The 14,656-nt window shown below is 67.5% G+C and carries 11 protein-coding genes; 2 read left to right on the top strand and 9 right to left on the bottom strand.

Translation table 11 applies throughout. The features are described from left to right. Window positions 1–35 precede the first annotated feature (35 nt). From A5753_RS10175 to A5753_RS10150, 6 genes are all read right to left on the bottom strand, one after another. On the bottom strand, window positions 36–2,069 hold the full coding sequence (locus A5753_RS10175; protein WP_082971257.1) for a VWA domain-containing protein: 2,034 nt from the start codon (window positions 2,067–2,069) through the stop codon (window positions 36–38). After that, complete coding sequence (locus A5753_RS10170; protein WP_156656044.1) at window positions 2,062–3,450, bottom strand: ATP-binding protein; 1,389 nt, start codon at window positions 3,448–3,450, stop codon at window positions 2,062–2,064. Before A5753_RS10170 ends, A5753_RS10175 begins: the two co-directional genes overlap by 8 nt. An 89-nt stretch (window positions 3,451–3,539) precedes the next feature. Then, the gene (purH, locus tag A5753_RS10165) at window positions 3,540–5,123 is read right to left on the bottom strand and encodes a bifunctional phosphoribosylaminoimidazolecarboxamide formyltransferase/IMP cyclohydrolase (protein WP_067126594.1); all 1,584 of its coding nucleotides are present in this window, start codon (window positions 5,121–5,123) and stop codon (window positions 3,540–3,542) included. Beyond that, window positions 5,120–5,767 (bottom strand): phosphoribosylglycinamide formyltransferase, encoded by a 648-nt coding sequence (gene purN / locus A5753_RS10160; RefSeq protein ID WP_067126591.1) that lies wholly within the window; start codon window positions 5,765–5,767, stop codon window positions 5,120–5,122. The genes purH and purN overlap by 4 nt, the downstream gene beginning before the upstream one ends. Window positions 5,768–5,899: 132 nt before the next feature. Beyond that, on the bottom strand, window positions 5,900–7,360 hold the full coding sequence (locus A5753_RS10155; protein ID WP_067126588.1) for a DUF6350 family protein: 1,461 nt from the start codon (window positions 7,358–7,360) through the stop codon (window positions 5,900–5,902). A gap of 47 nt (window positions 7,361–7,407) precedes the next feature. Next, window positions 7,408–8,319, bottom strand: a complete 912-nt coding sequence (locus A5753_RS10150) for a DUF5336 domain-containing protein (RefSeq protein ID WP_067126585.1) — start codon at window positions 8,317–8,319, stop codon at window positions 7,408–7,410. Between the two features lie 254 nt (window positions 8,320–8,573). Here A5753_RS10150 and A5753_RS10145 point away from each other — a divergent pair, with 254 nt between their 5' ends. Continuing rightward, complete coding sequence (locus A5753_RS10145; protein WP_067126582.1) at window positions 8,574–9,422, top strand: LLM class F420-dependent oxidoreductase; 849 nt, start codon at window positions 8,574–8,576, stop codon at window positions 9,420–9,422. Between the two features lie 127 nt (window positions 9,423–9,549). On the opposite strand, the gene A5753_RS10140 is transcribed toward A5753_RS10145, so the two are convergent. The 3 genes from A5753_RS10140 to sucC form a co-directional block, all read right to left on the bottom strand. Then, window positions 9,550–11,073 carry an acetyl-CoA acetyltransferase gene (locus A5753_RS10140; RefSeq protein WP_067126579.1) on the bottom strand — a complete coding sequence of 508 codons (1,524 nt, stop codon included), beginning with the start codon at window positions 11,071–11,073 and terminating at the stop codon, window positions 9,550–9,552. 131 nt (window positions 11,074–11,204) lie between these two features. Further along, a complete protein-coding gene (gene sucD / locus A5753_RS10135) occupies window positions 11,205–12,107 on the bottom strand; it encodes a succinate--CoA ligase subunit alpha (RefSeq protein ID WP_067126576.1) in 903 nt (300 codons plus the stop codon). 12 nt (window positions 12,108–12,119) lie between these two features. Next, window positions 12,120–13,283 carry an ADP-forming succinate--CoA ligase subunit beta gene (gene sucC / locus A5753_RS10130; RefSeq protein ID WP_067126574.1) on the bottom strand — a complete coding sequence of 388 codons (1,164 nt, stop codon included), beginning with the start codon at window positions 13,281–13,283 and terminating at the stop codon, window positions 12,120–12,122. A 329-nt stretch (window positions 13,284–13,612) separates the two neighbouring features. Here sucC and A5753_RS10125 point away from each other — a divergent pair, with 329 nt between their 5' ends. Beyond that, window positions 13,613–14,656 carry a M23 family metallopeptidase gene (locus A5753_RS10125; protein WP_082971256.1) on the top strand — a complete coding sequence of 348 codons (1,044 nt, stop codon included), beginning with the start codon at window positions 13,613–13,615 and terminating at the stop codon, window positions 14,654–14,656.

Genomic DNA, 14,656 nt, shown 5'->3' with positions numbered 1-14,656 from the left:
ACACCTACCCCCTGCCCGGGGTTGCCTCGCGACGGTCAACGGCGGCGGGATCGTAGATAGTCGCCGACCACGGCCGCTCCCAATCCGTCGAGATCGGGTACCACGACCCGCCCCTCGACGCGTCGCGCGACCTGGTCGATGAACCGGGCAAGGCCGGGGTCGCTGCCCAGCCGGAAGATGGTGATCTGGGCGCCCAGCCGCGCCATCTCGTCGAAGCCGCGCACGGTGTGCGCGATGGTCCGAGGATGCGGTGGGTAATCGAAGAACACGCTCGTGCCGTCGCCGTCGAAGTCCTCCAGGTGCGCGGTGGGCTCACCGTCGGTCACCACCAGGACCACGGGCTGCGCGTTGGGATGCCGGCGCAGATGTCGGCCAGCCAGCGCCAGCGCGTGATGCAGGTTGGTGCCCTGCTCGTAGACGCCCTCGAGCCCGGTGAGCTCCGCGGCGGTCACCGTCCGGGCGTATCGGCCAAAGGCGATGATCTGCAAGGCATCCGAACGGAACCGCGTGCACACCAGATGGTTGAGTGCCAGCGCTGTCTGCTTCATGGGCAGCCACCGATTTTCCATCACCATGGAGAACGAGGTATCGACCAGCAGCGCGACCGCGGCCTGCGTGCGTGTCTCTGTCTCGGAGACCTCGACGTCGTCGACGGTGATCTTCAACCGCCCGTCCCGGCCGTCCAGGGTGGCAGTTCCGGCTTGCCGCAGCACGGCATTGGTCAATGTGCGGGAGATGTTCCACGGTTCGGTGTCACCGAACTGCCAAGGTCGGGTGGCGCCGGTGAGCTCGCCGGCTGCCCCCGCGCGCCGATGGTCGCGCTCACCGCGACGCCCGGAAAGTTGTTGTGCGACATCGCGCAACGCCGTCTCGCCGAGTTGGCGCATTGCCTTCGGCGAGAGCCGCCACTGGCCGTCGGAGCCGCGGTCCAAAAAACCCTGCTTGACCAGCGCTCGTTCCAATTCGGCAAGGGCGCGGGCGTCGACGGCCGCTTCGTCTCCGAGCTGGCGCGCCAGCGCATCCAGGTCGACGTCGTCCATGGTGGCGCCCGGATAGCTCTGCGAGAGCTGCTCGGCCAGTTGTTCCAGCTCGGCGATGTCGGACAGCGCCTGGGTGCCCTCGCCCATCCCGAACGGGTTGTCGCCGGAGAACTGCTCGGACCCGCTCCAGTCTTCTCCAGGCCGCGCCGCCTGCAGGTGCGCATCGAGCCGGTTCAGCGCCTGCATCAACGATGGTGACCCAAAAGCTTGCTGCGCCAAGGCATCCAGCTCCGCGCGCTGCTCTGCGCTCAGGCTGTTGCGGAAACGCTGCGCGGCGGCGGCGCGCTTGGCCAGGGAGTCCAGCAACTCATCGACGTTACGCGGGTTCTCGGGAAAGAACTCGCCGTGGTTATCCATGAAGTCTTCGAAGTCTTGTTGCGTGTCCTCGCCGCGGGCGTGCTTGTCCAGCAGGTCGTTGAGGTCGTTGAGCATGTCGTTGACCCGCTGACGATCCTCGTCGGTGGCGCCTTCCAGCGCCTCCTTCATGCCCGCGAAGCGTTGGTCCAGCATTTCTCGGCCGAGCAGATCCTTGATCTGGTCGTACTTTTCACGGGCCTCGCCGCTGCGCCAGTTGTAGTCGGAGAGCTCCTGGACGGCCTTGGCCGGCGACGACGGCAGCGCGTCCAGCTGCAGTTCGCCGAAGCGGGCGTCGTCGTCGAGCGCGCGGGCCAACTCCTTGCGTTCGGCCAGCACGGCCTCGTCCAGGAGTTTCTTGATCTCCTGCAGCGTTCCATCTAAATTATTGCGCCGCAACAATTCCCGTCGTCGCCTGTTGGCCTCGGCGGCCAGCCGGTCCGCGCCGGGCATATCCTTGGTGCCGCGGCGCAGCAACTCGGACAGCGCACGGCGCGGCGACGTGCCGGCCATGACGTCCTGGCCGATTTGTTCGAGCGCCTCGCGCAGATCCACCGGCGGGGCCAGCGGGTCGGGCCCGCCGGTGTACGCCGAGTAGCGCGAGGAATGCCCTCGTGACGATCGCGAGCGCGGCGTAGCCGGGCGCTGCGGGTCGTCACCATCAAACCTAGCCATAGACGGTTTGGCCCTCCCCGGACACCTTGTCGATGCGCTTGGCCAGATACAGTGCCTCGAGCGCCAACTCCAGCGCCGCGGCGCGCTCGCCCTCCGACTGCGCACCGAGCTTGGCCGCAATCTTGTCCACCACCGCCAGGCTCGGGACCGCGGCCAGCACATCTTTGGCCGAGACCCGCTCGCCCGTCGTCACCGCCGAACCGCCCTCCACCGCGGCCACCAGCGATCCGACGTCGATGCCACCCAAGGCGCGCGACGCGGTGTCCGCGGTCGCGCGGCGCAGCAGGTGTTCGAGCACGGCCTGTTCGCGGCCTTCCTCGCCGGATTCGAATTCTAGCTTGCCGCGCAGGACGTCGATCACCGTGCCCAGATCGACAACCCGCGCCACCGGGTCCGTCTCCCCCAGCACCGCGCCGCGGTGTCGCGCGGCCGCAGCGACGGTCTCGGCGGCGGCGATCGCGAACCGCGCCGACACCCCGGAGCGTTGATCGACGGAGTTGGACTCCCGCAGGCACCGCGCGAATCGGGCGATTATCTGCATCAGGTAATCGGGCACCTGGGCGGACAGGTGCGCTTCCTGCGCGATCACACCGACTTCCGCTTCGAGCTCGAGCGGGTAGTGGGTCCGGATCTCCGCGCCGAAACGGTCTTTGAGCGGGGTGATGATGCGTCCGCGGTTGGTGTAGTCCTCGGGGTTGGCACTGGCGACCACCAACACGTCCAGCGGCAGGCGCAGTGTGTAACCGCGGACCTGGATGTCGCGTTCCTCCATCACGTTGAGCATCGACACCTGGATGCGCTCGGCGAGGTCGGGGAGTTCGTTGACCGCGACAATGCCGCGGTGGGCGCGGGGGATCAGTCCGTAAGCGATCGTCTCCGGATCTCCCAGGCTGCGGCCCTCGGCGACTTTGATCGGGTCGATGTCACCGACCAGGTCGGCGACGCTGGTGTCCGGGGTGGCGAGCTTTTCTGTGTAGCGCTCGCTGCGGTGCTTCCATTCGACCGGCAGGTCATCGCCCAGGGTGGCGGCCTTGCGGATGGACTCCGGCGTAATCGGTGAGAAGGGGTGCTCACCCAATTCGGCACCGGCGATCACCGGTGTCCACTCATCGAGCAATCCGGTCAGCGCCCGCAGGAGCCGCGTTTTGCCCTGGCCGCGTTCACCCAGCAGAACCAAGTCGTGCCCCGCGATCAGCGCCCGTTCCAGCTGGGGCAACACGGTGTCGTCGAATCCCAGAATTCCCGGCCAGATCGCTTCACCATCTCCGCCTTCGGCGAGGCGTGCGAGTAGATTTTCGCGGATTTCCTGCTTGACTCCCCGTTCACGATGACCGGCGGCACGCAGTTCGCCGAGGGTGCGGGGCAAGTTGCTCGGTGACATCACCACTCCACGCTACGACGCGGGCTCACCCGAGTCATGCCAAGGGCGTTCACCGAACGCTTATTGACACTTCGTCGCACGCGGCGTGGCTAATGCGCGAAGTGGCGCGCCCCGGTGAGATACAGGGTGATGCCGGCGTCTGTGGCCGCCGCGGTCACCTCGTCGTCGCGCACCGATCCGCCGGGATGCACGATCGCCTTCACTCCGGCGCCGGTCAGCGTCTCGAGTCCGTCCGGGAACGGGAAGAACGCGTCCGAGGCCGCGACCGCGCCGCGCACCCGCTCGCCGCCGCGTTCGACGGCCAGCCGCGCGGCGTCGACCCGGTTCACCTGACCCATGCCCACGCCGATGGTGGCGCCGCCGCTCGCGATCACGATCGCGTTCGATTTCACAGCCCGACACACCCGCCAGGCGAACACCAGGTCGGCCAGCGTCGCCGGGTCGGCGGGTGAGCCGGTGGCCAGGGTCCAATTCACCGGGTTGTCGCCGTGGGCGTCCAACTCGTCGCGCTGCTGGACCAACAGGCCACCGCTGATCGGCCGCAGCTCGGTCCCACCGCTCAGCGGCTCCGAACCCACCAGCACCCGGATGTTCTTTTTGCGGGTCAACACCTCCAGGGCGGCCGGCTCGTAGGCGGGGGCGACGATGACCTCGGTGAAGATGGTGCTGACGTATTCGGCCATCTCCAGGCTCACTTCGGTGTTGGCCGCGATGACCCCGCCGAACGCGCTCAACGGATCGCATTCGTGCGCCTTGCGGTGCGCGTCGGCGACCGATGCCGACGAGATGGCGATCCCACACGGGTTGGCGTGCTTGATGATCGCCACGCAGGTCTGCTCGTGATCGAAGGCGGCGCGCCAGGCCGCGTCCGCATCGGTGAAGTTGTTGTAGGACATCTCTTTTCCGTGCAGTTGCTCGGCCTGCGCCAATCCCGGCCACGCGCCGGGGTCGCTGTAGAGCGCCGCCTGCTGGTGCGGGTTCTCGCCATAGCGCAGCATCGCCGAGCGGCGCCAGCTGCGGCCCAGCCACTTCGGGAAAGCCGTCGACGGGTGTTCGGGGGCCAGCGTCGACTCCATCCAGCTCGCAACCGCGGTGTCGTATTCGGCCGTGTGCTGAAACGCCAGCGACGCCAGCCTTTTACGCTCGCCGAGGCTAAAGCCGCCCTCGCGTACCGCGGCGAGCACGCCATCGTAGCCCCGGGGGTCGGTGATCACCGCCACGCTGGGATGGTTCTTCGCCGCGGCACGCACCATCGACGGGCCGCCGATGTCAATCTGTTCGACGCATTCGTCGATGCTTGCCCCGGAGTCGACGGTCTCGGTGAAGGGGTACAAGTTCACGACGACGAGTTCGAACGCCACAATGCCGAGCTCCTCGAGCGCGGCGGCGTGCTCGGGTTTGCGAAGGTCGGCCAGCAGGCCCGCGTGCACGCGCGGGTGGAGCGTCTTCACCCGGCCGTCGAGCACCTCGGGAAAACCGGTCAGCTCCTCGACCCGGGTCACCGGAATGCCTTTGTCGGCAATGACCTTCGCCGTCGATCCGGTCGAGACGATCTCGACGCCCGCCCCCGCCAGTCCCTGCGCGAGGTCGACCAACCCGGTCTTGTCGTACACGCTGATCAAGGCGCGCCGGATCGGCCGTTTGGCGTCTTCGCGCCTGTCGTCGGTGCTCATCGGTTCATCGCCTTTCGTCCGATCGTCGCTCTTCTGCCGACCAGGGTCAGGCCGCCTGTCGCGATCGCGGCCACCACGTCCACCAGCAGCTTTCGTTCGGTGACTTTGATGCGTTCGTGCAAGGTCTCTTCGGTGTCGCCTTCGAGCACCGGAACGGATTCTTGCGCGAGGATCGGCCCGGTGTCCGTCCCGGAGTCCACCAGGTGCACCGTACAGCCTGTCAGCTTCACGCCGTAGGCCAGCGCGTCGGCCACCCCGTGCGCACCCGCGAACGCCGGCAGCAGCGTCGGGTGCGTGTTGATGACGCGGCCATGGAACCGCGAAAGGAACTGCGGGCCAAGTATTTTCATGAATCCGGCGGAGACCACCAGGTCGGGAGAGTGCGCGGCGGCGGCCTCGGTGATGGCCGCATCCCAGGCGTCCCGGTTTGGGTGGTCGCCGAGGCGGACGGTGAACACGGGAACGGAGGCGGACGCGGCGATGTCGGTGGCCAGGCAGTCGCGGTCGGCGCCGACGGCGACCACCCGGGCGGGGTAGTCCGCGACGGCCGACGTCAACAGGGAATTCAGCAGCGACCCGGTGCCCGATGCCAGTACCACTACCCGTGCCGGTGCGTTCGGGGGCACATGGAGCGGTTCGACCACATCGGCGAGCCTACTGTCGGCGTCGTCCCCCTGACGATCAGGCTGGCCGCATGGGATTGCCCGCCTTTGAGCGACAATCGCCCGATGTCACACCCGCCCGCGCGGCGGTATTGCTAGAGGCGGGCGAAAGGCCTAATCCTTCGAATCTCGCTCGGTCGCTCCCGGCTCCGGTTCGGCGAGGGGCGGCTCGTCGTCGCCGACCGGACCGACAGCTTCGGCGGAGTCGCCGACCGGCGCGTCAGCTTCGGCGGAGTCGCCGACCGGCGCCTCAGCTTCGGCGGAGTCGCCGACTGGACCGACCGAGTCCACCCCGTCCGCCGGTGCCGTGCCGGCGGGGTCCACCACAATTGCGTCCTCCCCCGTCGCGTCCCCGGGCGACCGATCGTCATCGAAAACGCCGGTAAATCCGGCGGATTCCTCGGCCGCCGCGGCGGGCGCGGGTGTGGCCTTGAGCCGACGGGGACGACGCCTGATCCCACCGCTCATCACCACCGTGACCCCACCGACAACCGCGAACCAGAAGAAGACACCGACGAGCAACGCGCCCTGGTCCACGCCGACGTGGCCGAAGTTGCCCAGCTGGCCGCTACCCGCGTACGCGAGCAACGACATCGCCAGTGCCCCGGTGACCGCGGCGACCAGCAGCTTGGCGGCGGCCGCCAGCGGCGGCAGCGCGCGCCGGGCGCATTGCTGGCCGACCGCCACCCCGGACGACGCGCCGATGATGAGCAGCGCCACCCACACCGGCCCCAACGGAGGCCTGGGGACGGCGGCCAGCACCGGCAAGGCCGGGATATCGCCACCGAACACGGTGAACGAACTGAATGTCGCGAATCCGATGTGCGCGCTGGACCCGACGGCCATCGCCGCGGTGCCCACAATCACGTTGGGCGCGTAGAGCATTGACAACAGGGTGAGGCTGAACTGCCCGAAAATCGAATCGGTGATGCCGTAGAGCTCCTGCATGGTCGACCAGTGCACGACCAGCGACCCGGCCGTCACCAGGCCGGACAGCCCGAGCAACGCGAGCAGGCCGGCGGAGGCGGCACGCAGCGAATCGCCCAGCCAGAACGGCAGCCGCGACGCCGCCAACGCGCGCGGCCCCACGCGGGACCACACTCCGATCCCGGCGCCGGCGGCATGAACCGCGAGCACGCTGAGGAATGCGCGCAGTGCGCTGGGCGTCTGCAGCTCGGTGATCACCGACGACGCGTCGTGAATGACCGCCAGCGCGATCGCCGTCAAAAACAGCGGGCCACCAAGCGCCGACGCGAATACCCAGCGGACTACCAGCCATGACGAGTAAGGCGTGATGGCCCGTGCCGTGTTGCGCGCGGTCGCCCAGATCATCACCAAGACCGGCAACAGCGGCATCACACCGAGTTCGCGGCCACCAATAGACACCGGCACCTGGTGCACCCCCAGCCACATGCTGGCGATGGCGCCCAGCGCGCCGGTCATGTCGCTGTTGGCGATCAACAACTGGATCAGCGTGACCGCGGCGATGATGACCAACGCCACCACCGCCGGGGCAAACGCGACCCTGGCGAGGTCACGCGCCTGGCGAGCGCCTGCTGCCCGGTTGTCCTCCACCCGTGTCACTCTGGGGCACGTCCGCGACTAGGCGCGACAGCGCACGATTAAGAGGGCGCTGGGCCAGACGGTGACGACGGCGATTGCTGCTCGTGGCCGTACTGCTGGCCGCCGCCCTGCTCGGAGAAGTTGGTCGTCGCCGAACCGGCGTCCGAGCCACCGGCGTTCGGCGGCGGACTGAAGCTGGGGAAGCCGGTGGGGGGCGTGGACGAGCCGTGCTGCTGCGCGGACGGCTGGGGACCCGACTGCGGCGAGGGCTGAGCACCGAAACCGCCGGTCGGAACGCCGCTCTGGGTGGGCGCCGAACTTGGCGAGTAGCCGCCGTACTGCGACCCGTATCCCTGCGCCGACTGCTGCTGGCCGCCGTGCTGCTGAGTGCCCGGCTGCTGACCGTAGTACGGCTGCTGACCGTACTGGCCGTATTGCCCGTACTGGCCGTATTGCGCGTAAGGGTCGTACTTGGGCCGCGGCGCCGGTGCGGTGATCACCCCGGATTCCAGCAGAACTACGACGACCGCGGCGATGGCCTGCAGCACGACGGCCGCCACCAGCGGCCACATCGCCCAGCCGATCGAGAAACCGGCGGGCAGGTTGATCGTCTCGGTGATGGCCAGCAACGCGCCCAGAACCGCGATCACCGCAACGATTCCCGGATAGTTCTTGGTCTTCGGCAGCAGGCCGAGCGCGGCGAGCAGCGCGGCCAGCACCGCGACCACCACCGCGGTGCCCGCATCGCCGGCGCGCCCACCGATGCCCGGGCCGAGGTCGGCGCCGATGGTGAAGGTGGGACCGAAGTTCAGCAGGTACGCCGCAAGACCGAGGACCACCACCGCGATGTTCAGGTAAAACGGCAGCTTGCTCGTTCCGTCGTCTTCCTTGGCGAAGGACGGTGTGCCGCCCGCGTAGGTGCCGCCGGTTTGCGCCGGTGGATAGCCCGGGCCTCCGGGAGAGTAGGTCATGACTCCTCCTGTTGCTTCCAGTGCCTTGAACTGCCTAGCGGTCGCCACGGTTGCAGTGCAACGCTGTGCTTGCAGGCGCCTCGCTGCGTTAGCGACGCGGTCGATCACCCACGCTAGCGCACGTGCGGTAACCCGTGCCGTTGCCACCGGCTTGGACGGCGGGGCTTACACCGGCGACGCCGGACGCCGCTCGCGAGACGGTCCGTATCACCACGGCTTGCTCAGCAGAGGTAGAACACGTTCTAATTCTCTGCATGGATTACGGGCTTGTGCTTTTCACCAGCGATCGTGGCATCTCCCCGGCGAAGGCCGCGAAGCTCGCCGACGACCACGGCTTTGCGACCTTCTACGTGCCAGAACACACTCACATTCCGGTGAAGCGCGAGGCAGCTCATCCCACGACGGGAGACGAATCGCTGCCCGACGATCGCTACATGCGGACGCTAGACCCATGGGTAAGTCTGGGCGCGGCGTGCGCGGTCACCTCACGGGTGCGGCTGTCCACCGCGGTGGCCCTTCCGGTCGAGCACGACCCGATCACGTTGGCGAAAAGTATTGCCACTCTTGATCACCTGTCGGGCGGCCGGGTCAGCCTGGGCGTCGGGTTCGGCTGGAACACCGACGAACTCGCCGACCACAACGTGCCGGCGGGCCGGCGCCGCACCATGCTGCGCGAGTACCTCGAAGCGATGCGGGCGCTGTGGACCGAAGAAGAGGCCCAGTACGACGGTGAATTCGTGAAGTTCGGCCCGAGCTGGGCCTGGCCCAAGCCGGTGCAGCCGCACATCCCGGTGCTGGTGGGCGCCGCGGGCACCGAGAAGAACTTCAAGTGGATCGCGCGCAGCGCCGACGGCTGGATCACCACCCCGCGCGACTTCGACATCGACGAGCCGGTGAAGCTGCTGCAGGACACCTGGGCGGCGGCCGGCCGCGACGGCGCTCCCCAGATCGTGGCGCTCGACTTCAAGCCGGTGCCCGAGAAGCTGGCCAAGTGGGCCGAGCTGGGGGTCACCGAGGTGCTGTTCGGGCTGCCGGACAAGTCCGAGGACGAGGTTGCCGCCTACGTTGAGCGTTTGGCCGGCAAGCTCGCCGCCCTGGTCTGACGCTCAGGCCAGGCGTGTCACCGAGCCCGTCGAGCGCCGAGCCTTAAAGCAGTGCGACGCGTGACGGCGTGTCGTGTGCGTGGTTTAAGTGTCGCGACGCGACAGCGCAGGACGCCGCCGTCGGGGTCTAGCCCAGCGAAGCCCGGTTGCCGTTGTCCGTCGACCACACCGAGATCTCCGCACCCAGCGGATCGTCGTCGCACATCAACGCGACGAGATCGTCGTCGTCGGTGGTGGCCATGAAGCGCGTGTTGTCCGCCGCGAGCCTGCCGACGATGATGCCGGTGCGGACCGGCCAGTCGTAGCGCACGGAGTAGGTTTCGATGGTTGCCGCGCCGTCGGGTGTCTTGGTGACGTCGACCTTGGGCAGCGCGCCGATCTCCTTCTTCAGCTCCGCACAGTTGTCGGTGCGCCAGTCCACCGGTGTGGTCGAGTAGATACCGACGGAGTACTTGCTCATGATGCCGCCGTTGGCGCCGACGAGGCCGAATCGCCCTGGCCTGTCCCGCATCTGCGCGATTGTCTCGGCGATACCGTGCAGCGAGTAGCTGTTCCCTGGACCGCCGAAGTACGGCAATCCGCCGGTCAGGGTCAGGCCGCGCGGATCGTCGCCGTCGATGCCCAAGGCTTCGCAGATGACGAAAACCGGGAACGGGAAGCAGCTGTACAGATCGAAGGTATCGATCTCGTCCACGCCGATTCCCGCCACCCGCAACGCTTCTCGAGCCGCATGGACCGCCGCGGGGCTGGCACCGAGGTCGACGCGATCGAGCATCGCCTGCTCGACCATGTCCGAGCGGCCGTGCACGAACACCCACTTCTCCTCGGGCACGCCCAGGCGGGTCGCCGCCTCCACCGACGTCAGCACCGCCGCCGCGCCCTGGTTGACCTGATCGCGGGCGACGAGCAGACGGGGGTAGGGGTCACAGATCATCCGGTTGTCCTCGGTGATCGTGATGATCTCTTCGACCGACCGCTCCACCGGCGATGACGAAAGCGGGTTGTTGGCAGCCACTTTGGACATCGGGGCGAACAGTTCGGCCATCTCGCGCCGATAGTCGGCCACGCTGTACCCGAGGCGGGCACGGCGGGCATTCTCCAAAAGTCCGTACTGCACGGGCGCCCCGGTCAAGCCGTGCTGGATCGTGTACGCGTCGATGTAGCTGGAGATCTGATGGCCACGATCCTCCAGTTGGCCCTCGACGTGCTCGGTGAAATCGGGCTTGTCATCGCGATCGGCGAAGTAACGAGCCGTCGATCCCGGCTCCGAGCCCATGATCATCACGACGTCCGCTTCACCCGCCGCGATCGCGTTGCCCGCCTCGGTGACAAGCTTCTGCGGCCCCTGCCCACCGACCGGTTCGAGCACGACGCGGGCCGGATCCCCGCCGAGCCGGTTCATCACCGAACGTGAGTAGTTGTTCGACTTGCCGAGCCTCGCCGGCATCGGTCCGGAGATCTCGAACTGCCTAAGCCCGAAGACCGTGTCGACGGCCTGCGCAACGCCTTTGGCGCCGCTATCGGTGAGTGCTGCCCGCGCGGCCGCCGTCGCAAGGTCGACCGCCGACATGCCCCGATAGTCGGGGTCGTCGATGCGCTCGGTGAACTGGCCGACCCCGACGAGCACCGGAGTCCGTGGATCGACCGTCATTACCAACCTCCTGGCAACTGTTAGTTCGACAGGCTAACCGATGCCCGGGGGCAAAACGAAACCGCGGCCAGCTCGCGGAGCGAGATCGCGATCTGACCGGGGGACAGGGCGGGGACAGTCCCCGAAAAGAATTACAGGCTCTGCAGGATCTTTCGGGCCAGCTCCGCGGTCTCCGACGGCGTCTTGCCAACCTTGACGCCTGCGGCCTCCAGGGCCTCCTTCTTGGCGGCCGCGGTGCCCGACGAGCCGGACACGATGGCACCCGCGTGGCCCATCGTCTTGCCTTCCGGCGCGGTGAATCCCGCGACATAGCCGACGACCGGCTTGGAGACGTTGGCCTTGATGTAGTCGGCCGCGCGCTCCTCGGCGTCGCCGCCGATCTCACCGATCATCACGATGACCTTGGTGTCGGGGTCCTTCTCGAAGGCCTCGATGGCGTCGATGTGGGTGGTGCCGATCACCGGGTCACCGCCGATGCCGATCGAGGTGGAGAAGCCGAAATCGCGCAGCTCGTACATCATCTGGTAGGTCAGGGTGCCCGACTTGGACACCAGCCCGACCGGACCGGGTCCGCTGATGTTGGCCGGGGTGATGCCGGCCAGGGCCTCACCCGGGGTGATGATGCCGGGGCAGTTCGGCCCGATGATGCGCGTCTTCTGCCCCTTGTCCACGTTGTAGGCCCACGCAAACGCGCTGTCCTGCACCGGAATTCCTTCGGTGATGACCACCAGCAGCGGGATCTCGGCGTCGATGGCCTCGATGATCGCATCCTTGGCGAATTTCGGCGGCACGAAGACGACCGAGACGTTGGCGCCGGTCTCCTTCATCGCTTCGGCGACGGTGCCGAAGACCGGGAGCTCGACGTCCCTGCCTTTCGGGTCCACGTGCGACACGGTGGTGCCGGCCTTGCGCGCGTTCACCCCGCCCACCACCTGCGTACCGGCCTTCAGCATGAGCGCGGTGTGCTTGGTGCCCTCACCGCCGGTGATGCCCTGGACGATGACCTTGGAGTCCTTGTTCAAAAAGATCGACATGGCTTGGCTCCCCTACTTGTTCGCCAGCTCGGCGGCTTTGTCTGCACCGGCGTCCATGGTCTCGGCCTGGATCACCAGCGGGTGGTTGGCTTGGGCGAGGATGCGGCGGCCTTCGTCGACGTTGTTGCCGTCGAGCCGGACCACGAGCGGCTTGTTGGCCTCGTCGCCGAGCATGTTCAGCGCGGTCACGATCCCGTTGGCGACGGCGTCGCACGAGGTGATACCGCCGAACACGTTCACGAACACGCTCTTGACCTGCTTGTCGTTCAAGATGACGTCCAAGCCCGCGGCCATCACCTCGGCCGAAGCGCCACCGCCGATGTCGAGGAAGTTGGCCGGTTTCACGCCGCCGTGCTTCTCGCCCGCGTAGGCGACGACATCGAGCGTCGACATCACCAGGCCCGCGCCGTTACCGATGATGCCGACCGAGCCGTCCAGCTTGACGTAATTGAGGTCGTGCTCCTTGGCCTTGAGCTCGAGCGGGTCGGTGGCGTCGCGGTCCTCGAACTCCGCGTGGCCGGGCTGACGGAAGTCGGCGTTGGCGTCCAGAGTGACCTTGCCGTCCAGCGCCAGAATCTGGTCCTTCGGGTCGCGCACCAACGGGTTGACCTCAACAAGGGTGGCGTCCTCGGCGACGAAGACCTCCCACAGTTTGTTGATGGTGACCGCGGCGGCGTCGAGCACCTCGGCGGGCAAGTGGCCCTGCTCGGCGATGGAACGCGCGGTGGCCAGGTCGACGCCCTTGACGGCGTCCACGGGAACCTTGGCCAGCCGCTCGGGCTTGGTCGCCGCGACCTCCTCGATCTCCATGCCGCCCTCGACCGAGCACATGGCCAGGTAGGTGCGGTTGGCGCGGTCGAGCAGGAAGGAGATGTAGTACTCCTCGGCGATATCGCTGGCCTCGGCGACCAGCAGCTTCTTCACGACGTGTCCCTTGATGTCGAGACCGAGGATGTTCTGGGCGTGGTCGTAGGCGTCCTCGGGAGTCGCCGCGTATTTGACGCCACCCGCCTTGCCACGTCCGCCGACCTTCACCTGCGCTTTGACCATCACCGGACGGCCGATTTCGGTCGCGATCTCGCGAGCGCCCTCGGCGGTGTCGGTCACGCGTCCCGGCGTAGTCGGTACGTTGTGCTTGGCGAACAACTCTTTTGCTTGATACTCGAAAAGGTCCATGGACTCTCTGTCTTCGCTCGACTCAACTACTAGGCCTCTTGGTGGGCGGTGCCGCACCCGGCAACTCGCACGGACGAACTGTATCCACCCCTCAAACGGCGATTACCGTCGCGTCCGCCGATGTGGCACAGCTCACGAGCCACGGGTTGACCGTCTGCGTGATCCAAATCACAATTCGGCCCTGATTTTCCGCCGAGGTTGCCAGCCCCGCGCGTTAGCGGCTACCTTCCTAGGGTCCAGATAACGTTATGGTCACGATACGAGGACATTTCAGGTTGTCCCAGCACCGTTTTGCCAGGTCTTCTGCCGTAACTGAAGGCGTCGTGAGGGTGGGTCGCGCGGCAGGCGCCCGATGGGCCGAAGCACCGCATCGCACCGAAGTCACGGAAATCCTTCCGCTCGACGGCTTCGACTTTGACGACTTCGATTTCAGCGAGGACGCCGGCGATCTCGGCGACCTGGACTTCAGCAGCGACTCACCGTTCGACAACGAAGCACAGGTGCTGCTGGCGCCCGAACTCGACGACCTGCACGAGGCCGACGACGTACGCCCGGTCTGGCTGGCCGCACCCGTCACCGAGGTGCTGCCGCGGGTGATCGTCGATCCGCGCATCGAGCGGCGTGTGGATCGGTCGCACACCACCGACGTCGCCGGCGTCCGCCGCGCAGGACAGCACCGCAAGCAACCGACCAGCGCGGCCCGGGGCCGCCTGCTGATCTCGGCGATGGCGGCGGGAGCGGCCGCCGCGGCCGCCCACACGGCCACCAGCCACGCCGACACCCCCAAGACCGACGCCGTGCTGACCGCCAACGCGTCGGCGCTCACCGGCGGGGCGGGCAGCAACACCGTCCGCGGACCGCAGGTGATCGCCGCGGCGCCGTCGGCCACGGCCGCGCTGCACAACCAGGAGCTCGCCAAGGGCGTCGCCTTTGCCAACGACCGCGCCGAACGCGAGGCGCGGTTGTCCCAGCCGCTCTACGTGATGCCGACCAAGGGCATCTTCACCTCCAACTTCGGCTACCGCTGGGGCGTGCTGCACGCCGGCATCGACCTGGCCAACTCGATCGGGACACCGATCTACGCGGTGTCCGACGGCGTGGTCATCGACTCCGGTCCGGCCGGCGGCTACGGGATGCTGGTCAAGCTGCGCCACGCCGACGGGACGGTCACGCTCTACGGCCACATCAACACCACACTCGTCAGCGTGGGTGAGCGCGTGATGGCCGGCGACCAGATCGCCACGATGGGCAACCGGGGAAACTCCACCGGCCCGCACCTGCATTTCGAGGTGCTGCAGGGCGGCAGCGAACGGATCGACCCCGTGCCGTGGCTCGCTAAGCGTGGTCTTACAGTCGGCAACTACGCTGGCTGA

The organism is Mycobacterium sp. 852002-51971_SCH5477799-a (genome assembly GCF_001667145.1).
Taxonomy (GTDB): Bacteria; Actinomycetota; Actinomycetes; order Mycobacteriales; family Mycobacteriaceae; genus Mycobacterium.
Note: the sequence above shows the minus strand (reverse complement) of the source record. Positions and strands in the feature narration are given on the sequence as shown.